The 23,097-nt window shown below is 68.8% G+C and carries 14 protein-coding genes and 3 pseudogenes; 9 read left to right on the forward strand and 8 right to left on the reverse strand.

What is annotated here, in order from left to right; genetic code table 11:
- Positions 1–64: 64 nt before the first annotated feature.
- Positions 65–763, forward strand: coding sequence for a reverse transcriptase domain-containing protein (locus OG622_RS00960; RefSeq protein WP_371583973.1), 699 nt, complete (start codon positions 65–67; stop codon positions 761–763).
- Here OG622_RS00960 and OG622_RS00965 read toward each other — a convergent pair.
- Positions 686–2,392 carry a recombinase family protein gene (locus OG622_RS00965; RefSeq protein ID WP_371572379.1) on the reverse strand — a complete coding sequence of 569 codons (1,707 nt, stop codon included), beginning with the start codon at positions 2,390–2,392 and terminating at the stop codon, positions 686–688. The genes OG622_RS00960 and OG622_RS00965 overlap by 78 nt on opposite strands.
- A 132-nt stretch (positions 2,393–2,524) precedes the next feature.
- Positions 2,525–2,872, reverse strand: coding sequence for a hypothetical protein (locus OG622_RS00970; RefSeq protein WP_371572381.1), 348 nt, complete (start codon positions 2,870–2,872; stop codon positions 2,525–2,527).
- 1,572 nt (positions 2,873–4,444) lie between these two features.
- Here OG622_RS00970 and OG622_RS00975 point away from each other — a divergent pair.
- Positions 4,445–5,483 (forward strand): annotated as a pseudogene (locus tag OG622_RS00975) (transposase); the annotation flags it as partial.
- Position 5,484: 1 nt separating this feature from the next.
- Here the strand turns inward: OG622_RS00975 and OG622_RS00980 are convergent.
- Positions 5,485–5,865, reverse strand: a pseudogene (locus tag OG622_RS00980) (transposase); the annotation flags it as partial.
- Between the two features lie 155 nt (positions 5,866–6,020).
- Here OG622_RS00980 and OG622_RS00985 point away from each other — a divergent pair.
- Positions 6,021–6,473, forward strand: coding sequence for a DUF6069 family protein (locus OG622_RS00985; RefSeq protein ID WP_159058600.1), 453 nt, complete (start codon positions 6,021–6,023; stop codon positions 6,471–6,473).
- 140 nt (positions 6,474–6,613) lie between these two features.
- Positions 6,614–8,056, forward strand: coding sequence for an NF041680 family putative transposase (locus tag OG622_RS00990; protein ID WP_371572383.1), 1,443 nt, complete (start codon positions 6,614–6,616; stop codon positions 8,054–8,056).
- Positions 8,057–8,234: 178 nt separating this feature from the next.
- Here OG622_RS00990 and OG622_RS00995 read toward each other — a convergent pair whose 3' ends face one another.
- A complete protein-coding gene (locus tag OG622_RS00995; protein WP_371572384.1) occupies positions 8,235–9,833 on the reverse strand; it encodes a carboxylesterase/lipase family protein in 1,599 nt (532 codons plus the stop codon).
- A 141-nt stretch (positions 9,834–9,974) separates the two neighbouring features.
- On the opposite strand from OG622_RS00995, the gene OG622_RS01000 reads away from it, so the two are divergent.
- Positions 9,975–10,535: a TetR/AcrR family transcriptional regulator gene (locus tag OG622_RS01000; RefSeq protein WP_371572386.1), complete on the forward strand. Its 561-nt coding sequence runs from the start codon at positions 9,975–9,977 to the stop codon at positions 10,533–10,535.
- Positions 10,536–11,008: 473 nt separating this feature from the next.
- The gene (locus OG622_RS01005; protein WP_371572388.1) at positions 11,009–11,926 is read left to right on the forward strand and encodes an IS5 family transposase; all 918 of its coding nucleotides are present in this window, start codon (positions 11,009–11,011) and stop codon (positions 11,924–11,926) included.
- Here the strand turns inward: OG622_RS01005 and OG622_RS01010 are convergent.
- The 4 genes and pseudogenes from OG622_RS01010 to OG622_RS01025 all read right to left on the reverse strand — a co-directional run bounded on the left by OG622_RS01010 (position 11,883) and on the right by OG622_RS01025 (position 19,508).
- Positions 11,883–12,425 (reverse strand): hypothetical protein, encoded by a 543-nt coding sequence (locus tag OG622_RS01010; protein WP_060902901.1) that lies wholly within the window; start codon positions 12,423–12,425, stop codon positions 11,883–11,885. The genes OG622_RS01005 and OG622_RS01010 overlap by 44 nt on opposite strands.
- Positions 12,426–12,553: 128 nt before the next feature.
- Complete coding sequence (locus tag OG622_RS01015; RefSeq protein ID WP_371572391.1) at positions 12,554–16,597, reverse strand: helix-turn-helix domain-containing protein; 4,044 nt, start codon at positions 16,595–16,597, stop codon at positions 12,554–12,556.
- Positions 16,598–17,539: 942 nt separating this feature from the next.
- Positions 17,540–18,613 (reverse strand): annotated as a pseudogene (locus OG622_RS01020) (UvrD-helicase domain-containing protein); the annotation flags it as partial.
- Positions 18,614–18,644: 31 nt separating this feature from the next.
- Positions 18,645–19,508 carry a LysR family transcriptional regulator gene (locus OG622_RS01025; RefSeq protein ID WP_371572392.1) on the reverse strand — a complete coding sequence of 288 codons (864 nt, stop codon included), beginning with the start codon at positions 19,506–19,508 and terminating at the stop codon, positions 18,645–18,647.
- Between the two features lie 201 nt (positions 19,509–19,709).
- Between OG622_RS01025 and OG622_RS01030 the strand changes: the two genes are divergently transcribed.
- From OG622_RS01030 to OG622_RS01040, 3 genes are read left to right on the forward strand one after another with little or no spacing between them, the layout of a single operon-like run.
- Positions 19,710–21,155, forward strand: a complete 1,446-nt coding sequence (locus OG622_RS01030) for an amidohydrolase family protein (protein ID WP_371572394.1) — start codon at positions 19,710–19,712, stop codon at positions 21,153–21,155.
- Between the two features lie 2 nt (positions 21,156–21,157).
- The gene (locus tag OG622_RS01035; protein WP_371572396.1) at positions 21,158–22,147 is read left to right on the forward strand and encodes a fumarylacetoacetate hydrolase family protein; all 990 of its coding nucleotides are present in this window, start codon (positions 21,158–21,160) and stop codon (positions 22,145–22,147) included.
- On the forward strand, positions 22,147–23,091 hold the full coding sequence (locus OG622_RS01040) for an MBL fold metallo-hydrolase (RefSeq protein WP_371572398.1): 945 nt from the start codon (positions 22,147–22,149) through the stop codon (positions 23,089–23,091). Before OG622_RS01035 ends, OG622_RS01040 begins: the two co-directional genes overlap by 1 nt.
- Positions 23,092–23,097: the final 6 nt, after the last annotated feature.

The raw sequence follows: 23,097 nt of genomic DNA on the forward strand, positions 1-23,097 counted from the left end.
CTGGAGGGCTTCCTTGCGGAGTTGCGGGCCGAGTTGAAGGCCCGCCACCTTCCGGCCCTTGCCGGTGCGGCAGCGTGGGATCCCCAAGGCGGGCGGCAAGGTCCGCTACCTGGGGATCAATACGATCCGCGACCGGGTGGTCCAGGCTTCCTTGAAGCTGGTCCTGGAGCCGATCTTCGAGGCGGACTTCCTCCCGTGTTCCTACGGGTTCCGCCCCAAGCGCCGGGCCCATGACGCGATCGCCGAGAGTCACCATCTGGCCTCCCGCTCCTATGAGTGGGTGGTCGAGGGCGACATCGAGGCGTGTTTCGACAACATCGGGCATGCACCCGTTCTGCGACGGATGCGGGCCCGGGTCGGGGACAAACGCGTCATGGACTTGGTGAAGGCGTTCCTCAAGGCCGGGATCCTCACCGAGGACTCCGGGCTGAAGGAGTCGAGGGCCGGTGCACCGCAAGGCGGGATCTTGTCACCCGTGATCTCCAACATCGCTCTGTCCGTACTGGACGAGGCGGTCGCGGCGGGTCCGGGAGGACCGAACGCCACCCGCAGTCGCAGGGCCCACCGGCGGGCAACGGGCAAGCCCAACTACCGGATCTGCCGGTACGCCGACCTATGCCGAGTTCGGCATAGGTTGGCGTACCTCACCAGCATCCCCAGCCGGCGGCCTTCGTTCTGCCACGCCTCATCGAGAACGTGCAGCGCGATATTCGCCAGCAGCGGGGAAACGACGCCCCCAACGCAATGGGTAACTCGGGCGTGAGTCACCCTCCGTAGCGTCTTGATCTTGATGTTGGCCGTCGTCGGTGGCGCGTTCGCGGACGGGGATACGGTGCCGGATGGTGATCTTCTCGGGGCCGATGAGCACGTCCTTGACGAGAAGTCGCAGGACGCGCTGACGTTCGGGGACCTCGGCGCTTTCGGCGTTGTCGCGGAGCTGGGCGAGGAAGCCCTCGAGGTCGTCGGCGAGCTTGAGGTAGGCGTCCCGGTCGGCGATCGATGCGTCCAGAGCGGCGAGCTGGCCGCGCAGGTTGCTCTCGCGGGCGCGCAGATCGGGCATCCGGGAGCGGAGTTCGTCGAGGGTGACCAGCTGTTCCTGGAACGCTTCGATCATGCGGGTGATCGCTGTGGTGGCCTTGGCCAGGGCCAGTTCGAGCCGGCCGCGCTGCCGCGTGGCGGGATCGGAGGTGCGGGCGCGTTCCAGCCGCTTGTCGATCTCGGTCCGGATCAGGTGCGGGTCGGCGATCATGCCGATGATGTGGTCCCAGACGACGGTGTCGAGGTAGTCGGCGCGGACGGGCTTGTTGGCGCAGACCCGGCCGCCCTCGTAGCGGTAGTCGTCCGAGCCCAGGCACCGGTAGTAGTAGATCTTCTTGCCGGACGACGTGGTGGTCGAGGTCCGGTAGTAGCCATATCCGCAGCTCACACAGGCCGACAGGCCCTGAAGGAGGGAAGGGATCTTGCTGTTGCGCGAGGCGAAGCGTTTGTTGTCGGCGAGCCGCTGGGCGGCGCGTTCGAAGGTCGCCGGGGTGATGAGCGCGGGAACGGGAATGGTGATCCACTCCTCGTGGGGTCGGTCGGCGGCCTTGACGGCGCGGGGGGTGCTGCGGCCCTCCAGACGGGCCCGGCGGTTGAGGCCCGGGGACTCGTGGAGGGTCTGGGTCTTGCCGAAGGCGGCCTGGCCTGCGTAGGCGGGGTTGCGGAGCATGCCCCAGACCACGCTGCGGTCCCAGCGGGTCTTGCCGGTGCGGGTGGGGATGTTGCTGCTGGTGAGCCAGCGGGTCAGGTCCGCGATGGAGGCCCCCTCGTCGGTGTAGCGGCGGAACAGCTCCACCACCAGCACCGCCTCGGACTCGACGATCTCGTAGGTGGCCCCGCACTCAGGGGTTTTGCGCAGGTAGCGGTAGCCGAACGGGGCACCGCCCAGCACGTTGACCGACCCCGAGCGGGCCCGGTAGGTCTTCCCGCGCCGGTAGCGCTCCATCAGCTGGGCCTTCTCGTACTCGGCGAACATGCCCTGGAACTGGACCATCAGCTGGTCCTCGGGGCTGTCACCACGCGGGCCGCGTACGAACTCCACCCGGGTGCCGGCTCGGGCGAACTCCTCGATCAGCAGGGCCTGGTAGGCGAACTTGCGGGCGAGGCGGTCAGGCGCGTAGCACAGGACCACGTCCACGCCGACCTGGGCGACAAGATCGCGCAGTCGCTCCAGCACGGGCCTGACCAGGGTCGCCCCGGAATGGCCCTCATCCTCGAACACCCACTCCTCGGGCAGCTCAAGACGCTTCTCGGCAGCGTGCGCGCGCAGGGCCGCGGTCTGCGAGCCGATCGTCTGGTCCTTCTTCTGCCGGGCCGAGGACACCCGGGCGTAGATCGCCACACTGGTTGTCATCGCTCACTCCTGCCTGCTCCAGGCGGTCCTGCATCCGGGCTCGCCGCTGCGGAACCAACACCGCGTAGGCCGCGGCCAGGTCCGCCGCCGCATGACGGTCGAAGACCGCCTCCACCTGAACCGGCCGGTCGCTCACCTGCCCGGCCGGCCCTCCGGGGCATCCCGCTGCAGGAACTCGGCCAGGGCCTGGGCCACCACCGCGGAGATCGCCCGGTCGCTCTCGTGGACACGGGCGCGGATTTGTCCTGCCAGAGATTCCGGCAGCTTGACGGTGAACACCACGCTCGACTCAGGGACTTCAAGATGTCCTGCGGCCACGGCCTGCTCCAGATACCGGCGTGCCTGACGCACCGACACCCCGTACCTACTCGCCAACGTGCGGGCGGCTGCGGCCACGGGCACACCCGCCCCGGTCAGATCCGCGGCGGCGTTGACCCGCCGGGCGTACTCGACGCTATCGACACGATCACCACGCACCATGTCACAAACCTACTACCCATTGTGACGCTCCTTACCCTCCACGCGGGGAAGCAGTTCCAGCCGCCGGTCCTCGAATACTGGCTCAAGGATCAGTTTCGCAGCCGTCATCACCACTCGGTCCGCCACTGTGGGGATCGAAAGCGGCCGGAACTCTCCCGGCCGTCCCGGTTTGGGAATCTGGGCCCGCCGCAACACTGACGGACGATACGTATGCGTCCGCAGTCTCTGCGAAAGGTCCTGGAGGAATGTATCCACTCCCGAGGTTTCCACCGCGTCGACGGTTATGCCGTCCACGCCGGGGGCACCCCGGTTTGCGCACACACCGGCCCACGCCCGCCGAAGAACGTCCATGCGGTGGACATGGCCATACAGGGCGTGAAACCGGCGTTCGGGTTCTTGCTTGGCGCAGCGGTAAAGCGTCCGTTGCAGGGTTCGGACCTTGTCCAGAGGACGGCGTCCCGGTCCTGCGGCGCCTTCCTCCCGGCGGATGGAACTAGCCGAAACGGCACTCATCCGGGTCCCTCCCTGTTGGCGAATCGCATCGATGAAGCAGGGGCCCTTCGCTCCCAGCGGGTTGTGTTGTCCCACCGATCGTCACTACTACGACCCCCTCCGACTGCCTCTCGACAACCTGCCATTTCCCGGTTCTGCCGGTTATAGGAAGGCCACGCTTCCCGGGCCGCAAACCCGGGGCCGAGGAGGCTCTCTCCAGTTCCCAGGACAACCTTCCGACCATTCCACGCCCCTTACGCCGGGAGGTTCTTCGACGACCGCTCCAGGTCCGAGATCGTCTTCCGTGGCCTTCGCCAAACAAGCACAGGCTCGGCTCCTCCTTGGCCCGCCCCAGCGGAGCGGGGGTTAAATGACGACGCTGCAGGCTTCACTTCATGTTGCGGACTGGTCGGTTGCACGCCCCCGATGGGCGCTTGTCACTCCACTTCGACGCCACCATTTCGAGCGACGCCGGGAGTCGGCTACCGGGGACCCTGGCGTCTCCCCGGACCGGACTCACACCGGCTGGCTATCCTGAGCTTGACGCCCGGTTACATCACCTGCACCCCTTCTGAGCTGCAATGACGCCCGGACTGCTGGACGTACGCTTGTTCTTTAACTACCGTCGGTAGCTGCTTCGACTAGCTTCACGAGTGGCGCCAGGATCTGTGGCAGGTCGTTCTCGGAGGTGAGCACCGGTTGGTCCTGCCAGGTGTGCTCAGTTCCGGATTCGATGAAGAGCAGTGAAGTGGCGCCCGATTCCCAGAGGAACACCATCCCCGTGCGCTCCTCTGATTCCAGTGTGAGGCTCACTGCCGTGGCTTTCGGCCGCCCTCGGGACGGGGTTCCTGGGACGGGCCGCTTCACCGCAGAGCTGATTCCACGAGAGCGAAGCTCGTGTTCATGTGCGGCATGCCAGTCCTCGAGCCACTGAGCGATCTCTGACATTGCGCCCCCATGCGGGCCTCGAACGGCCGTCGAACTTGATCGTAAGCCCGACAATCACCGGACGCAGGAACGGCCTTCGTCTGATCATGTGCTCCGACCAAGGTGCACGTGACCAAGACGAAGGCCGTGAGGGTGAGTCTGCTGCCTGTTGCTGTCCGGAGGGAAGCGTTCGCGGAAGCGTCAGCCTTCCGGGGTGAGTTCTATGAGTGTCTGACCGCTCGGCGCGACGAGTTGTTCGAGCTGGTGGATGCGGTGCTGTGTGCGGACGGGGCGGCGAAGTCCCCGGTGGACTTGACGTTACTGCCCGAGCATCGTCGTGGGCACGGAGCGATGTACGGCGGCTTGAACCACGGCCAGATCGACGTCAATCGGCTGCGGACGGTGCTGGCCAGGTTGTCACTGCCGCGTTTCGACGGCGGGCGCCTGGTCTTGGCGGTCGATGTGTCGCCGTGGCTTCGTTCGGACGCGCCGTGCTCAGCGGAGCGGCTGTTCTGCCACGTCTACGGCCGTGCGAAGACGGCGTCGCAGTTCATTCCGGGCTGGCCCTACTCTTTCGTGGCCGTGCTGGAGCCGGGCGCCACGTCCTGGACCGCGATCCTGGACGCGATCCGGCTCGGCCGGCGGACGACGCGACCGCGATCACCGCCGCCCAGCTCCGAGGAGTCGTTGAGCGGCTCATCACCGCGGGCCAGTGGCAGGCCGGGAACCCGGCGATCGTGATCGTCAGCGACGCCGGCTACGACGTCACCCGCCTGGCCTGGGTCCTGCGCGACCTGCCCGTCGAGCTGGTCGGCAGGGTCCGCTCCGACCGCGTCAGGCGTCTACCGAAACCACCCAGGACGCACGGCGTCAACGGCCGGCCGCCCAAACACGGACCGGAATTCCGCTTCACCAAGCCGGAGACCTGGCCCGAGCCCGCGATCACCGACACCACCAACTACGGCAAGGCCGAAACCCAGGCATGGGACCGGGTCCACCCCCGACTCACTCACCGTTCCTCATGGGCTCGACCACGAGGGTGAACTCCCCTTGGTGGAGGGCACGTTGGTCCGTTTGGAGGTCGAGCACCTGTCGAAGGAACGGGACGCCGGTGTGGTTATGGTCTTCGAAGACCGGCGCCACCCCCGATGATGTGGACCGTTTCTGGCAGGCATTCCTCCGCCGCTTCGATCCTTGCCGATGGCCTTGAGGGTCTCGGGGCGTTTGACGGTCTTGCCGACGTCGTAGCGGGGTGCTCGATGTTTGTTCTTGGCGCCGGGCGGCCGTCCGGCGCCAGCGCCTCGGGGTTTGGGAACACGGGTCGGGCAGGCGAGGTGAACGCGGATGTTCCGAAACCCTCGGCGGACCCGGGCCGGGGTGAGCCGGTTGGAGGTGGTGGGTTTCTCCCAGGGCCGGCGGAGGTCCGCGGCGAGGGGCCGGGCGAGCCGGAGTTGAGTGTGAGCGACGATCAGGAGCCAGGTCCAGCGGTCCGCCACCTCCGGGGTGCGGAGTTTCGGGGTGGTCCAGCCGAGGGTCTGCTTCGCGAAGCGGAAGGTGTGCTCCCTGGAAGATCTTGGTAGATAAAGAACAAGCTCAGAGCTTGTTCTTTATGGTCTGACCTCGCAGGGCCGGGACAGGGCTTGACCTCAAGTGCGGTTCAGATTGGAGGCTTCTTCGTATGCCGCTGGCCGTAGGGCAGCGCAGCACTTCACACGTTGGAGGAAGTCCCATGTCGAGCAGTGCCGTTCCAAACTCCGGCCCCGCTGTGCCCGCCGCACCCTCGGTCCGCCGTTCCGGCCTCACCTGGTGGAAGGCGCTGGTCACCGGCGCGGTCGGCGCGGCCGTAGTCAATCTGATCGTTCTTGCCGCCGCCAAGCTGGCCGGTGCCTCGCTCATCGTCGTCGACGGCGGCGAAGAGCACCTGATCACGGTCGGGGGCGTCATCGGCGCCTCCGTCGTCCCGCTGGTCGTCGGGACGGGCGCTGCCCTCTTGATGGCCCTGTGGAAGCCGGTCTTCCTGCGGATCGCGCAGTACGTGGGTGGTGGACTGGCACTGTTGTCGGTCGCCGGCCCGCTGTCGTCCGGCGCCGACGGCGGCACCGTCGCAGCCCTGTCCCTCATGCACATCACCCTCGGCGTGGCGGTCGTCACCACCCTGAAGCTCCACCGCCGCCAACGTTGAGCTTGTCTTTACTGGTCTGACCTCGAACGAGGACTCGAACGTGATCGCTCGTACGGAGATTCCGGGGACGTGAACACGGCCTTCGCCTGATCCTGTGCTCCGACCAAAGAGGCACTTGACCAGTACGAAGGCCGTGGGGAATGAGTCTTCTGCACAACGATGCCCAGCGGGAGCCGTTCGCGGTGGCGTCACACTTCCGGGACGACTTCTATGCGGGTCTGACCGCCCGCCGTGACGAACTGTTCGAACTGACCGACGCGTTGTTGTGCGCGGACGGGCCGGTGAGGACGCCGGTGGACCTGACGCTGCTGGCCGAGCACCGCCGTGGACACGGCGCCTTGTACGAGGCTCTCAACCGTGGCCGGATCGACGCCGGGCGGCTGCGGCGGACGCTGGCCGCGCTGCCCCAGCCCAAGGCGGCCGACGGGCGGCTCGTGCTGGCCGTGGACGTGTCCAACTGGCTGCGGCCGGACGCCGAGTGCAGCGCGGACAGGTTGTTCTGCCACACCTACGGCCGTAGTAAGGATCAGCACCTGATGATCCCCGGCTGGCCGTACTCGTTCGTCGCCGCGCTCGAATCCGGGCGCATGTCGTGGTGCCAGTTGCTGGACGCGGTCCGCCTCGGCCCCGCCGGCGACGTCGCCGAGGTCACCGCAGTCCAGGTCCGCCGCGTGGTTCAGGACCTGATCGCGGGCGGGCGGTGGCGCCCGGGCGAGTTGGACATCCTCATCGTCTTCGACGCCGGCTACGACGCCCCGCGCATGGCCCACCTCCTTCACGGGCTGCCCGTCGAGGTGCTCGGGAGGATGCGCTCGGACCGGGTGATGCGCAGGCCCGTCCCCGTGCCGTGGATCTCACTGCCCCAGGGCGGACGGCCTCCGAAGCACGGCAAGGAGTTCCGCTTCGCCAAACCGGAGTCGTGGGGCGAGCCGGACACGGCCACCACGCAGGTCACCGACCGCTACGGCACCGCGCAGACGATGGCCTGGGACCGGATCCACCCGCGGCTTACTACCCGGTCGGCCTGGATCGGACATGACGGTGAACTCCCCATCCTTGAGGGGACGTTGATCCGCCTCCAGGTCGATCACCTACCCGGCGGAGGGGACCCGCTGCCGGTCTGGCTGTGGTCCTCCAAGACCGGGATGACCGGCGCGGACGTCGATCTGCGCTGGCAGGCGTTCCTGCGCCGATTCGATCTTGAACACACCTTCCGCATGATCAAGCAGACGCTCGGCTGGACCCGGCCGAAAGTCCGTACTCCTGAGGCGGCGGACCGCTGGACGTGGCTGGTCATCACCGCCCACACCCAACTCCGGCTCACCCGCCCGCTCGCCGAGGACCTCCGCCGCCCCTGGGAGAAGCCCGCGGAGCCCGGCCGGCTCACCCCGGCCCGGGTCCGCCGAGGGTTCAGAAACCTCCGCCCCGCCCTGAGCTGCCCCGCCCGTGCGCCGAAACACACCCGGCCAGGCCCCGGCAGACCGCTCGGCTCCAAGAACCGGCGGCTCGCCACCCGCTACGACGTGGGCAAAACCGTGAAACGACCCGAGACGATCACCGAACGCGACCAGGCCAGACCATAAAGAACAAGCAGAGGGCGTTTACGCAGTTCTGTTCCGAAACAAGATCATTAAGCAACAGCGCCAGCTACGCCACAGAAAGATCGCCGGAACGGGCACCGATCGCCCGTCGGCTGCAGCAGCCCGCTCATGGTGGGCACGTGGTCGTACCCCCGACCATGAGCCTGACCACGGGTCGGCTTCATCTCACCGTCAGGGGCTGTGCCTTCCAGAAGGCGTAGTGGTGGTCGGCCGCGAAGTCGGTGTGACCGATGCGGTCGGACGCGAGCCACTGCACGTAGGGGCCACGGTTGGTGAACCGCTTCCACAGGGGCGTGCCATGTCCGTTCACCTGTCCGGTGGCCGCGAAGCGGCTCCAGTAGGCGGTCACCGTGTTCGACAGCCTGTCCTGCGTGGCGTCGAGCGGCTCGAACAGGTCGTTGTCGAGCAGATAGGCCAGGTCGACCATGTGGCCGGTACCGAGCGAGAAACTCGCCGGCTGCGGCAGGCTCTTGAAGTACGGGGCCTTGGCCTCCGCGAAGTCGTAGGCGTAGACGGGGGTGTAGCGGGCCAGTGCGCGCTGGGTGTCGAGCGCCGCGGTCGACCACTCCGAGTCGGTCAGTACGGCCGACAGCGCCGCCCCGGGCGCCGGGTAGTTGGCCACTGGATACTCGGCCAAGACCGCGGGAGCGTCCTTTCCGAACTGCTCGGTGACCTTCTTGGTGTAGCCCTCGGCGGTCAGCGGCCTGCCTGTCCTGGTCTCGTCGAGTCCGGCCAGGGCGCTCATCTCGTCGTGAGTGGAGCCGTGCAGCACCGGTACCCGGGCGAACCGCCCGGCGGCGATCGCCTGCGCCGGGGCCTCGGGCAGTACCTTGCCGTCGACCACGGGTCGGTAACCGTCGTGTCCGGAGACGGATGCCTCGACGAGCTCGGCGGTGGACTTGTGCCGCAGGCAGGAGTCCACGGTGCGCGCAGCGTCGCACTTCGCGGCTTTGGCGAGGGCGAGGCCGTTCGTCTTCGCCTGCGTGGGGGTGAACGAGCCGTCCGGCCCGACGCAGCCCGCACTCTGCACGATTGCCTTGCTGAAGAGCCCGCGGGCGCCGGGCGACACCAGCTGGGCGCAGACGCTGTAGCCGCCGCCCGACTGCCCCATGATCGTGACATTGCGCGGGTCGCCGCCGAAGGCACTGGCGTTGCGGTTGATCCATTTCAGTGCGGCCTGCTGGTCAAGAAGACCGAGGTTGGCCGGTGCGCGCAGGCCGGGCGCGGTGAGGAAGCCGAACGCACCGAGCCGGTAATTGATCGTCACGACCATCGCGCCCTGCTGCGCGGCGGCCAGCTTGGCCGCGCGGTATGTGGCGCCGTCCCCGTAGGTGAAGCTGCCGCCGTGAATCCAGACGATGACCGGCAGCCGTCCCGTCGTCCGCCCAGCCGGAGTCGTGACGTTCAGGTAAAGGCAGTCCTCGCTGCCGCCCTTGATCGAGATGGGCTGTTCGGTCGGCTGTGCGCAGGCGTTCTTCGGGGCGCGGGCGTCCAGCGGCGACGACCAGGGGCGCACCGGCTGCGGCTCCTTCCACCTGCGTTCTCCGGTCGGCGGGGCCGCGTAGGGGATGCCCTGGAACGTGCGCACCGCACCGGCGGCTGTGCCCTGCACCGGGCCCTCGGCGGTCATCACCCGGGTGGGTAAGACCTGGGCACTGGGGTGCGCAGAAGCGAGGCCTGCCGTGATCACCGTGGCGGCGAGCGTCGCAGAGACGGTGGCTGCGGCAAGGGCGGCGACGCGGGACTTTCCGGTGCTCATTCGGGCTCCTGGGATCGGTGTGTTCTTCGATGCTCGGAACGGTAATCAGGATTTGGGCAGATGCACAAGACGTTTGCCCAAGGCATTCGCCTAAGGCGATCGCCTGACGCAAACGTGCAGATTGCTGTTAGGGTCTGCCTCATGGGAAACAGGGAGAAGCTGCTGCAGGCCGCGAGGCAGTGCCTCTTCGAGAAGGGCTACGAACGGACGACGGTCCGCGACCTCGCCTCCGCGGCGGGCGTCAGCATGGCGGCGATCGGCTATCACTTCGGCTCGAAGGAGAAGCTGCTCAACCAGGCGCTCTTCGAGGCGCTCGACTCGGGAGACCAGGCATTCGGACCGTCGGCGGGCGACACCGACCTCGGCGCACTATGGCGTCGCCTGATCGAGGCGTTCTCGGTCAACAAGACCTTCTGGATCGCCAATCTGGAGACCGTCCTGCGCGCTCAGCGCGATCCGGAACTGCGTGAGCAGATGGCCGCCGGGCTGCGGCAGGGACGCAGCGGCATGGCGCGAGAGGTCACCGGAACCGCCGAGACCGAGCTCTCCGAAGAGACGATCCGTACCATCGGCTCGGTACAGCTCGCCCTCGTCAGCGGCCTGATGATGCAGCACCTCACCGACCCGCAGTCCGCGCCCACAGCCGACGAGGTGCTGGAGGGGTTGCGGGCGCTGGCCGCCTACCTGCCCGAGAAGGCGTAAGAGGCTGTTGTCGTTCCGATCTTGAGGGGTGTGGACCGAACGGGAGTTTCGATCGGGTGAGCTAGCCTGTCCGCCGTGGACCACGCCCCCGAGCCGCTGAACTGCCCTGACTGCGGGCGCGTGATGAAGAGCCTGGGCCTTGTCCTGTCTCTCCGCGATGAGGACAAGCAGCGTGTGTGCCGACACGCCTGGAGGTGCCCGGAGGGTCACACCTGGTGGCACTGGGCGGATCGGCCGGCTGAGCCCCTGGATGTCTGCCCCTACCCCCAGCTGTTCCGGCGATGACGGCGACCTGCTGTCGCCTGCCCGCGGCCTTCGGCTCACGAGCTCGGTGGCTGTCGCCGGCCCGATCCTGATCGGTATCGGTCGGCCGGAGTCTCAATCGGGTGACTGCGGCGGCCGACGCGCATGAGAACAGGGCCTCTTGGTAGCTCAAAGGGTGTCTACGCCAAAAAGCTGTCCAGGAGGCCCTGTTGTCGCAGTTCTACGACATCATGTGGGTGGAGTCCACTTCGACCACCCTTGCGTGTGACTGCCTGGCTCACCGGTTCGGGAACGCCGGCGACCACCCGGTGCGCGAGCGCCGCTACCCGACCGACATGTCGGAGGCGGAGTGGGCGGTGGTGAGACCGTTGCTGCCGGTGCCGGGCTGGCTGCGCGGGCGGGGCGGGCAGCCGGAGGCGTACTGCCACCGCGCGACACTGGACGCGATCCGCTACCTGGTCGACAACGCCATCAAGTGGCGGGCCATGCCGGCCGACTTCCCGCCGTGGGACCGGGTCTACGCTTTCTTCCGCCGCTGGCGCGACCACGGCATGGTCAAGGAGTTCCACGACCGCCTCCGCCGCAAGGTCCGCGAGCAGGCAGGGCGGGCCCCGGAGCCGAGCGCGGGGGTCATCGACTCACAGTCGGTCAAGGCGGACGCCGTCGTCGGCGCCGGCACCCGCGGCTTCGACGGCGGCAAGCTCATCAACGGCCGCAAGCGGCACGCCGTGGTCGACACCCTCGGCCTCCTGCTCACGGTGATGGTCACCAGCGCGGATGTCGGGGACCGTGCGGCGGCCCAGGTCCTGCTGGCCCAGGTCGCCGCCGCGCATCACCTGCTGGCCCTGGTCTGGGCCGACGGCGGTTACACCGGCAGCCTCGTCGAACACTGTCTCGCCGCCCTCGCCCTGGTCCTCACCATCGTCAAGCGCAGCGACGACATGCGCGGCTTCGTCGTGCTGCCCAAGCGCTGGATCGTGGAGCGGTTCTTTGCCCATCTGATGCAAAGCCGCCGCCTCGTGCGGGACTTCGAGCGGTCCACCAGCAGTGCGGAGGCGATGGTCTACTGGTCGATGACGCGGCTCATGACCCGCCGCCTGGCCCGGCCACGCTCTTCGCGAGCGTGAACCGGCCCGGCGCCGACTCGACCAGCCAGCCCCGGGCCACCAGCCGCTTCGCCTTCGACCGCAACGCCTCGATCTTCGCGGGCACCGGGTCCAGGCCGAAGCAGGCGGCCATCTCCTGGCAGGTCAACGGTCCTTGACCGAGACGGTTCCGGTCCGCGAGAACCTGAAGGATCCGCTGGTAGTCCGCCGACAGTGCCGACCAGACCAGTCCCGCACGCCACATCGGCACCACCGATTTCGGCTTCGCGGCCCCCGAGGTCCCAGGCGCTGCCGGCAGATCACCGCGATCCGACCGCTCCTCGCAGGCGCCGGAGCCGGCATCGTCATCGCCCGGGGCCAGGACCTCGCCGACACGCGAGCGGGCGATGACCCACTCGTTCCACTCCCGCTCGACCACGACCAGCTCAGCCTGGATGCGGTCGGCCTCCTCCCGCAGCTCGTCCATACGACGGCGAGCGGTCAGCTCACGCTGTTCCAGCAGCCCCACGACCGACGGCATCCCCGACCTCCACCTGAGCGACGACTCGACACGTCACCACTCCCCGAGACCCCCGACCCCACGCCCGACCAGCGGAAACGCAACCCTCAACGCCGGAACGACAACAACCACTTACCTCGTCTGCCCTTTCAGGGGGAGTTCGTCCGTGCCGGCGGGTAGTTGGGGCACAGCCGTTCGTAGGGGGTGTCATCGACGTAGAGAGTCCACTCCTGGCGGGTCAGGTTACGGCCCGCGCGGCGGCACAGCTCGTGCGCCCATTGTTGCGGCACTGGGGTGAGCCTGGCGGTCCGGTCCCAGGAGGCCGTGGCCAGGGTGCCCCCGTCGGGGCTGAACGCCACGGCCGTCACCCAACCGGTCGCGTCGCCAAGCGTGGCCAGGGGGTGGCTTCCCTGGTCCTCGCCATGGTCCTCGGGGTCTTTGAGACTGTGGAGACGGGCCGTGCGGTCGCGGCTCCCGGTCGCCAGGGTCATGCCGTCCGGGCTGAACGCCACGGCGGTCACCTCGTCGGTGTGGCCGGTGATCGTGCGGACGACGGAATGGGTCGTGACGTCCCACAAGACGGCCGTTCCGTCGCTCGGCGCGACAGCGAGCGTCCTGCCATCGGGGCTGAAGGTCAGGGCGTTAAGGACGCGGCCGTCGTGGTCGAACCGCGCGGTCGTTTGGTGGGTGCGGGTGTCCCAGAGGCGGGCTGTGCCGTCGGTGGACGCGGTCGCCAGGGTCCTCCCGTCAGGGCTAAACGCAACCGCGTCCACCCAGCCGCCGTGTCCGCGCAAGACGCCGAGGCAGCGGTGGGTGCGGGTGTCCCAGAGGCGGGCTGTGCCGTCGGTGGACGCGGTCGCCAGGGTCCTCCCGTCAGGGCTAAACGCAACCGCGTCCACGGCGCCGGTGTGCCCATGAAGGGTCACGAACACTCGGCGCGTGCGGGTATCCCACAGGCGGGTGTTGCCTTGCTGGTCGCCGGTCACGAGATGAGGGGCGTGGGGCTGGAAGGCAACCGTGAGCACCGGGGTGGTTCCCACGGCGAGGACTGCGGTCGTGCGGCGGGTGTTCACGTCCCACAGCCGAGTGGTGCCGTCCCTGCTCCCGGTGGCAAGTGTGCGCCCATCGGAGGCGAAGGCTACGGTGTCGAGGTACCCGCTATGTCCGGTCAGCGCGGTTCCCGCGCGCCGGACCGTGGTGGCCCACACGCGTGCGGTGCCGTCCGAGGAAGCGCTCACGACGGTCTTCCCGTCCCGCGCGTACGCCACCGCGTTGATGCCGCCCGTGTGGCCGTCCAAGACGCCGACTTCCTGGTGGGTGCGCGGATCCCACAGGCGGGCGGTGTCGTCCCAGCTGCCGGTCAGCAGGGTGCGGCCGTCGGGGCCGAACGCCACCGCGCTCACCACACGGGTGTGCCCGCGCAGCGTGACCGAATTGCGCAGGGTCCGGGTGTCCCAGAGCCGGGCGGTGCCGTCGGCAGAACCGGTCGCCAGCGTCTTCCCGTCGGGGCTATACGCCACCGCATAGACCTCGCCCCGATGACCGCGCAGGACAGTGGGCTTCCGCTTTCCACGCAGGTCCCACAGGCGGGCGGTGTCGTCCCAGCTGCCGGTCAGCAAGGTCCGGCCGTCGGGGCCGAACGCCACCGCGCTCACCCTGCCGGTGTGGCCTGTGAACTTGGCGAGGGAGCGGCCCGTGCGCCGTTCCCATAGCTGGGCGGTGCCGTCTGTGGAGCCAGTGGCCAGGGTCCTGCCGTCGGGTCCGAACGCCAGGGCGTCAACCCCGGTGACAGAGATGCGCAGTCGGAGTGCTGGTGCGGCGGTGCGCACGTCCCAGATGCCGACGGTGCCTTCGGCGGTGGTCGCGGCCAGGACGTCGCCGCCGGGGCTGAACGCGACGGCGGTGACCGCGCCCGTGTGTTCCGGCAGGACGACGGGCCTCCAGTGTTGGTCCGCCCGCCACAGCCTGAGGTCTGCGTCCGTGCCGCCGGTCGCCACTGTGCCGCCGTCGGGACTTACGGCCACTGCGGTGACCTTGCCCGAGTGGCCGATCAAGGGTCGTACCGGATGCGTGGGGACGGCCAGGGCACCCAGCACAGCGGCGTTGGTGGCGTCATTGGCTTTATACCGCAGCCCGGCGAGGGCGAGGAGTCCGGCCAGCCCCGGCCGGGTTCCCTGCAGAGCTCGGGAGTGGGCGGCAAGACCGCTTGCGAGAGCGGTACGGCTCTTGTCGTCGGCTGTTCTGCGCTCTCGCTCGGCGGTCCGCCACTGCCAGCCAGCGACCAGTGTGGCGGTGAGGGAGGCGAGGACCAGCAGCGCGAGCGCCGCGGTGAGTCGCCTCAGGCGCCGGTTGCTGCGGCGGGTTGCTTCCGCCTCCGCGACCGCCGCGTCGATCTCGGCCGCGACGGCCGTTTCGCTCTCCTCCAGGAATTCGCACTCCAAGGGATTGAGGTCAGCACTGCGCCCCTGCGCCATGTCGGAGGCGCGGACCAGTCGGTGTCCCCGATAAAGGCTGCCCGGATCGCGTCCGAGTGACTGCCAGCTTTCCGCGGCCGCCGTGAGGTCACGGTGCACACGTAACCAGTCGTGATCCTCGGCAAGCCATCCCCGCAGCAGGTCCCAGGCCCGGACGAGCGCCTCGTGCGTGATCTGCACGACTCCGTCGTCCGCCGTGACCAAGCGCTTCTCCACAAGGCGTTGCAGAGCCACCTGGGCTGCGGCGCCCTCGTGGGCCAGTTCGTCCTCACCGACCCGGCGCCGCACCGCGCCGCCGCCCTCGTCCACGGTGACCAGCCGGAGCAGAAGCCGCCGGGCCGCCTGCTGCTGTTCCGGCTCGAGGGCGTCGTACACACCCTGGGCGGTGGTGGCCACCGCGTCCCGGATGCCTCCAGAAGCCTGGTAGCCGGCCAGCGTCATCCTGCGGCCGTCCCCCTGCGCCCAGGTGGCCTGGAGGGCGTGGGCCAGCAGCGGCAGGGCTCCCGCGTCATGACCACCGCCCTGAACACCGAGGTCACGCAGGAGCCTCTCCACCAGTCCCGGTTCGAGCTCCAGACCTGCCGTACGCGCCGGTCCGACGATAGCCTCCCGCAGGTCCGGTTCGGTCATCGGTCCGAGTACAGCACTCTTCCTGCTCATCACCTCGGCCATTCCCGGGACTGCGATGCAACGGTGGAAGAAGTCCGCGCGTACGGCCAGCACGACCGGAATCGGCCGAGCGGCTTCCCCGGTACCGAGGGCCAGCTCGAGTAGGCGGGCCACAAAGGCGTGGCGTTCCTCCTGGCCCGTGCACTGGGTGAAGATTTCCTCGAACTGGTCGACGATTAGCACGGTTGGGCCGACCCCGCCCTCGTACGGCGTCTCCGGGTGTAGCCGTGCGAGCGCTTCGAGTGGGTGAGGCCCGGGGGTGATGCGCAGGACCGCCGAGGCGCTCTCACCGCGCTGGGGCGAACGTTCTTGGCGCAGGGCGGGCACCAGTCCGGCGCTGAGTAGCGAGGACTTGCCCGCGCCCGACGCCCCGGTCAGGAACAGGGGCGGCCCGCCGTGGAGTCGCGTCTTCAGGAGCCCGAACAACTCCTCGATCTGAGCGTCCCGCCCGAAGAACCATCCCGTGGTCTCCTCTGTGAAGGCGTGCAGGCCCGGATACGGGCACACAGGGGGCTGGCCGGGGCATGACGCCGAATCGGCGGGACGAAGCTCAGGATCAGGGCCGCCGGGTGACCGGGCCAGCAGGTTCCTCAGGAGGAGGTAGTCGCCGAGCAGGCTTTCCCAGCGGTCCTGTTTCGCCTTCTGGCTGACCTGCAACGCGTTCAGACACGCCTTGGTGTAAGCGTCGAACAGGGGACGGGCGGGCGCCCTTCTTCCCCGTCCGTTCTCAAGATCGGAGAGTGTCTGCGGTGCCGACCCGATCCGGTCGGCGAGTGCCTCCTGTGTCATGTTGGAATCGACTCTCAATGTGCGCAGCCGCCTTCCCAGTCGGCGCCGCTGTTCCTGCACGGTGTCGTTCCCGTCGAGGGGCCGAGTCATCCGAGCGCTCGTGTACGACGGCTCCGGCGCACTCCGGAGATGAGCTCCAACGACCGCTTCCCACCTGGTGTTTCGGACCGGTATTCCGAACCTGCCCGCTGCACGGGGACTCGATTGCCGCTGTGAGGCAGTCTGGCCGAGGCCGAGTCGAATCTGCTCCTCACCGGGCATCGACAGGCCGGGGCTTTCACCGTCACGCGGCGCCTCCTCACGTTCGTTTGTCGTCCCGCGCGGAAGCGTAAGGGCCCTACCAGCCGACGAACTCGAGTTCCGGGCAAAGAGTCCCGATCGCCCGCTTCCGAAGAAATGCGGCACGACTACGAACGTCTGCCTCTACGAAAGGTTCACAATGAACGGCGAGATGAACGCACGGACGAACTGCGGCACGGGCTCCAGGACCAGCCGGCTCCAGGGAAACGGCCGCACTGTACGACGACTCGGTCGCACGGCCATGTTCGGTCTAGTACGCGGCATCGCCACCGCGATCGGCTCGGCGCTGATCTCAGGGATCGTTTGGTGGATGCGAGACCACTAACGAGTTCGTTCATGGTTGGCGGTGAGACGTCGAGGGCTCGGTGTTCATAGATGGTGGCAGGGCTCGGTGTTCATATCTGCCGCGCCGGCGTCAGGTCCGCGTCTGCTGATGGGACAGCAGGCCAGCAACTGCCTGGACGATGTCACTCATTTGCTTACGGCAACCGAGGCGACGGGCAAAAGCGCCAGTTGAGCTACTTCTCAGCGTCTATGACCTGCCACCCCGCCAAGGTGACTCCCTACGCGCCCGAGTCAGGGACGGCCTCGCGAGTGTTCCGCCCGAAGTGCGCCAACGGATACTGCGGCTGCTCACCGAGCGGGACTCCAGCAGAAGGGATGACGGCCAGCGACCCGTCTGACAGTCGCAGGAGACGACTGTTGTCATCTGCCGCCTGGCAGCACGGCGAGCCCGCGTACGTGCGCTGTCTCGAACTGAACGGTCACCAGAGCGAGCGACGGGAGGACGGGACGCCCCGGTGCCGTCGCGGCATGACCCGTGGTCCTGTGGAGGCGGTCTGGGCCAGGCGGCAAGTGGTCTGCTCAGAGTCTGGGTATTCGGCCTCGCCGGTGGGGTGAGGCCTACGCGTCCCTGTCCCCGGCCCGCAGTGGTGGTGTCAGGGATGCGGCAGGGTGGTCCTCGATCCAGGACAGGCCTCCGATGTCGAGTCGGTGGCGGGTGCGGGTGACGGCGACGTAGGCGAGGCGGGCTTCGCCGTCGTCGATCGGGCCGGGAACGGCGCGGCCGGTGTCGTCCAGTTGGTCGCTGTCCTTGGGCGGGGTGAAGTCGTCGGCGATTCTCACACGGGGCCATTCGCGGCCCTTGGCCTTGTGGGCGGTGGAGACGGTGACCTCGGCCTGTTGCTCGGGAACGAGTTGAGCAACAGCGGCGAGGATGGCGTCGGTGCCGTGGGTGTCGACGAGGTCGACGAGTGGCTGCAGATCGCGGCCTGCCGGATCGTGGGCGGCGTAGTCCTGCAGTTGTCCCCAGGAGGGGAACAGGACCAGTTCGGGATGGGTGGTGCGGCGGCCGCCCTTCAGGTCGTGGGCGGCCAGGGCCAGGGCGCGCAGGCTGTCCCCTCCCCCCACCAGGGCTACCCGGTATCCGGTGGTCAGCAGGTCCATGACCTGGGCGATGGCGCCGACGTTGGTGCGGCACAGCACCGCGTCGGGACGGCTGAGGGGACCGAGTTCGGTGGGCACGGTCTCGGTGCCGGTGAGGCGGATCGGGGCGTCGGCGATGGCCAGCCACCGGTTGGCCTCTTCGGCGAGCCGGGGGCCGAAGCGGAAGGACTGGGACAGGGCGAGCTGGGTGCCGTCGAATCCGGTCATGACGTCTTTGGCGCCGCGCCAGTCGTAGATGGCCTGGGCGGAGTCGCCGACCATGACCAGCTGGGCGTGGTCACGCTGGTCGAGGAAGATCTGTTCAACGACGGGGTTGGTGTCCTGGGCCTCGTCGAGGAGGAGGAAGTCGGTGTCGATTTTCGGGCTCGTGAGGGCCCAGATTTTGAGGTAGTGGTCGTGGTCGAAGCGGACCGCGCCGTCGTCGGAGTGCTGCAGGTCGGCCCAGGCTTTACGGGCGAAGGGGACGATGTGGGCGGCGAGTTGGGCGTGCAGGTCGCGGCCGTCCAGGCCCCGCAGGTGGGGGACGTGGTGGCTGAAGAATCCCGTGGATCTTCTGGCCTGCTTACCGAGCTCCGCCGAGAAGGCGCGTGGCGTGGCGGACGGCGGCGATGGCGTGGCGGTCGTCGGTGGCGCGGGTGGCGACGGCGATCTCCACAGGCGGTCCGTCGAGCGGGACGAACCGGACGTCCGGGTGGGGGTAGAAGCGGCCGGCGGCCTCGGCGTGCAGGGCTATGCGGCCGGTTGTCGCCACGGCTCCCGGTATGGCGGCGGGGTGGCGCAGGGCGCCGCGGTTGTGGGACCCGTCGGAGGCGGGGCCGGACCATGCTTCGAGCGCAGGATGGGCGAGGGCGGTGGGCAGCCACGGGCTGTCACTGAGGTCGGCCTCGGTCAGCCGGTCGGCGTCGGCGAGAGGGGATCGGGCGGGGACGACCACGACCCGGGGCATGGTCAGGGCGTGCTCGAAGACGAGCCCGTCGACGGGGCCGACGTACTGGACGATGCCCACGTCGACGCGGTGGCTGCGGACCGCTTCGTACTGGTCGGCCAGGTCCAGTTCGGCGTAGGAGAAGGCGATTCCGGGATCGTGGCCGTGCACCGCCGCAGTCAGGTCCGGCCAGCGTTCGGCGAGTCCGAATCCCAGGACGCCCAGCGTGAGGAGCTTTTCGTCGGTGGTGCGGTGGTGGTGTTCGGTGAGGGAGTCCACGGTGTCGAGCAAAGTCCGGGCCTCGGCGATCAGCCGCTCTCCCTCAGGGGTGAGCGTCACCCGGCGGCTGGTGCGTTCGAAGAGCTGGGTGCCCAGTTCCCGTTCCAGTCGCTGGATGTGGCGGCCGAAGGGCTGAGGGCTGATGTAGTGCCGCTGAGCGGCCCTGCCGAAGTGCAGTTCCTCCGCCAGTGTCACCGCGTAGCGGAGCGCCCGGATGTCCATCCCTGTTCCTCCGTGCCTCCCGCTCGGTACCGCCCGCATAGCCGGTGCTTCCGTCTACGTCAGAGGAAGCCGGGCCGTCAACACCTCGGTCACGGCCGGTTCACAACCGTTTCGGCTGATGATCCCTGGCGTGCTCCTCTGGTGAGGTGAGTCCACGGGAGGCACTGCCTCTGTGGCTCGGATGACGAAGGAGTCATCATCATGGCTCGGCATCGCGTTGTGCTGCGCGGCGGCACCGTCCTCACCATGGATCCGCACCTGGGGAACCTGCCCCGTGGAGACGTGCTGATCGAGGACGGTGTGATCGCCGCGGTGGCACCGGACCTCTCCGTCGACGAGACGGAGACGGTGGACGTCACGGGACACATCGTGGCACCCGGCATGATCGACACCCACCGGCACACCTGGCAGACGCAGCTGCGCGCCCTGTGCGCCGACTGGACCCTGGCGGACTACCTGTTCGGCATCCGGCTCGGCGTCTCACCGGCCTACCTCGCCGAAGACGTCCACCTGGGCAATCACCTCGGCGCCCTGGACGCTCTGAACTCCGGCGTCACCACGATTCTGGACTTTTCGCATTGCAACAACACGCCCGAGCACGCCGACGCCGCGATCACCGGGCTGCGGGACGCGGGGATCCGCGCGGTGTTCGGTTACGGCTTCTTCGAGTCGAACCCGCTCCAGCCGCCGCACTTCACCGACCACGCCTTGCGCCTGGCGGACTTCCGGCGCGTCGCCGACGCCCACTTCCCGAGCCGGGACGCGCTGCTGACCCTCGGGGTGGCGCTCACCGAGTACGGCACGCTGCCGTTCGACACCACCCGCGCCGAGATCGCCGCCGCCCGCGAACGCGACGCGCTGATCGTCACGCACACCGGCTGCGTGTGGTCACTGCCGAGCGGGGTGCGTGAATTCGCCGCGGCGGGCCTGCTCGGACCGGACCAGGTCCACGTGCACTGCAACACCCTCACCGACGAGGAGTGGCGCCTGCTGGCCGACCACGGCGCCAAGCTGTCGATCTCGGTGGAGACCGAACTCAACATGGGCATGGGCCGCCCCGCCTTCGCCGCGGCCCGCCGGCACGGCATCAAACCGACCCTGTCCTGCGACATCGTCTCCCTCAACACCGGCGATCTGTTCACCCAGACCCGCATGGGCCTGGCCTTCCAGCGCTGGGCCGACACCGAGGAGCTCAACCTCGCAGGCGCGGACCCCACGACCGTGACCGTCACCGCGCAGGAGGCCATGGCCTGGACCACGGTCAACGCGGCCGAGGCGATAGGACTCGATCACCGCATCGGCAGCCTCACCCCTGGCAAGCAGGCCGACATCATCGTGACCGGCGGGCCCGGAATGTCCCAGCACCCGCATCTCGACCCCGCCGGCACCCTCGTCTTCCAGACCACCCCCGCCGACGTCCGCCACGTCCTGGTCGCCGGCCGCTTCGCCAAGCGCGACGGCCGACTCACCGGCACTGACCTTCCGGCCCTGCTCGCACGGGCTGACGCCTCAGCCGAAACAGTCCTCGGCCGGCTCGCCGACGCCGGGCGCCCCCTGCCCGGCACCCCTCCGGAGGGCTGGGCCCTCATCGCCCGTATGTCGTCGGAACTCCGGACGACTCCGGAACCCCAGCAGCCCGGAAAGTAGTCATGCGCTTCGTCACCTACACCGAAAACGACGGCGACGGCGACGACCGCGTCGGCGTACTCGACGCCGACGACCTCGTCCACGCGCTGCCGCCCGGTATCCGTCTCATCGACCTGCTCGACGGCCCGCAGCGGTTGCACGACGCCGCGGACAACGCGCTGCGCGATCCCCGCGCCGTGCACCCCTACGCCGCGCTCAGGCTGCGGGCGCCGATTCCCCAGCCGCCGACCGTGCGTGACTTCATGACCTTCGAGAGCCACATCGAGGGCGTGGCCAGGCTCGGCGGACCGGAGACAGGCCCGCCCGAGCAGTGGTACGAGGCTCCGGCCTTCTACTTCACCAATCCCTACGCCGTCCAGGGCCCACAGGACGATGTGCGCATCCCGCCCGGCTGCACGCGCTTCGACTTCGAACTGGAGGTCGCCGCCGTGATCGGCCGAGGCGGCCGGGACCTGAGCGTCGACGAGGCCGAGTCCCACATCGCCGGATACGTATTGATGAACGACTGGTCCGCGCGCGACCTGCAGTTCACGGAGATGCAGGTTCGCCTCGGCCCCACAAAGGGCAAGGACAGCGCCACCACACTCGGCCCGGTGTTCGTCACCCCCGACGAACTGGAGCCCTACCGCGCGGGCAATGCCTACGGCCTGCGGATGACGGCGGCCGTCAACGGCACCGTCGTCGGCGAGGACCTGTGGAGCAACATGGCCTTCAGCTACGCCCAGATGATCGCCTACGCCTCGCGGGGCACCGAGGTCCGCACCGGCGACATCCTCGGCTCCGGGACCTGCGGCGGCGGCTGCCTGGCCGAACTGTGGGGACGCCGCGGACTCGACGCCCACCCTCCCCTGGCCCCGGGAGACACCGTCACCCTCAGCGTCGAGCACCTGGGCACCCAGACCTGCCGCGTGACCGAGCGTGCCGAGCGCCCCGCCGGCGATCTGCGGGCCACCTCGCACCCGCACGCCCTCCCACCCCACGGAGGCCACTGATGCCCCCCGCCCAGAGCCCGGCACCGGACACTGCAGGTACCGCCCACGCCGTGGCCCCCGGCGTGTACGCCTGGATACAGCACGACGGCTCCTGGTGGATCAACAACGCCGGGTTCGTCACCACCGACGACCACACCGTCCTCATCGACACCTGCGCCACCGAGAACCGCACCCGGGGCCTGCTGGGCGCCGTCGGCCGGGCGGCACCGGGCACACCGATCCGCTACCTGGTCAACACCCACCTGCACGGCGACCACACCCACGGCAACAGCCTGCTGCCCCGCACGACAGTGGTCATCGCGCACGAAGCCACCCGCGAAGGCATCCTGACCGACACCGTCATCGACGGCTGCCCGCCGATCTGGCAGCCCGTGCCCGACTGGGGCGCGATCACCCGGCGCGCCCCGGATCTCACCATCCGCACAGCACTCACCCTGCACAGCGACAGCCATCCGATCGAACTCCATCACCCCGGCCACCCCGCGCACACCAGCGGCGACCTGATCGCCTGGCTCCCCGAACAACGAGTGCTGTTCGCCGGAGACCTGCTCTTCCACCGCGTCACCCCGCTGGTGTTCATGGGCTCCCTGGACGGTGCCCTGCGCTCCCTGGACTGGATCGCCTCCTTCGCCCCCGAACACGTGGTACCGGGCCACGGCCCCGTCGTCGGCGCACACGCCCTGCCGGAGGTGCTCGACCAGCACCGCGCGTACTACCGACTCGTACACACCACAGCCCAGGCCGGCCTGCGCGACGGCCTCACACCCCTGCAAGCGGCGCGCACCTGCCGCCTCGGCCCATTCGCCGACCTGCCCGACGCGGAACGCATCGTCCTCAACCTGCACCGCGCCTACGCCGACACCACCGGCCACCCCTTCGACCTGCCCCAGGCATTCACCGACGCGATCACCTACAACTCGGGCCCCCTGCACACCCAGGTCTGATCGGCG

Source organism: Streptomyces sp. NBC_01314 (assembly GCF_041435215.1).
In the GTDB taxonomy this organism is placed as follows: Bacteria; Actinomycetota; Actinomycetes; order Streptomycetales; family Streptomycetaceae; genus Streptomyces.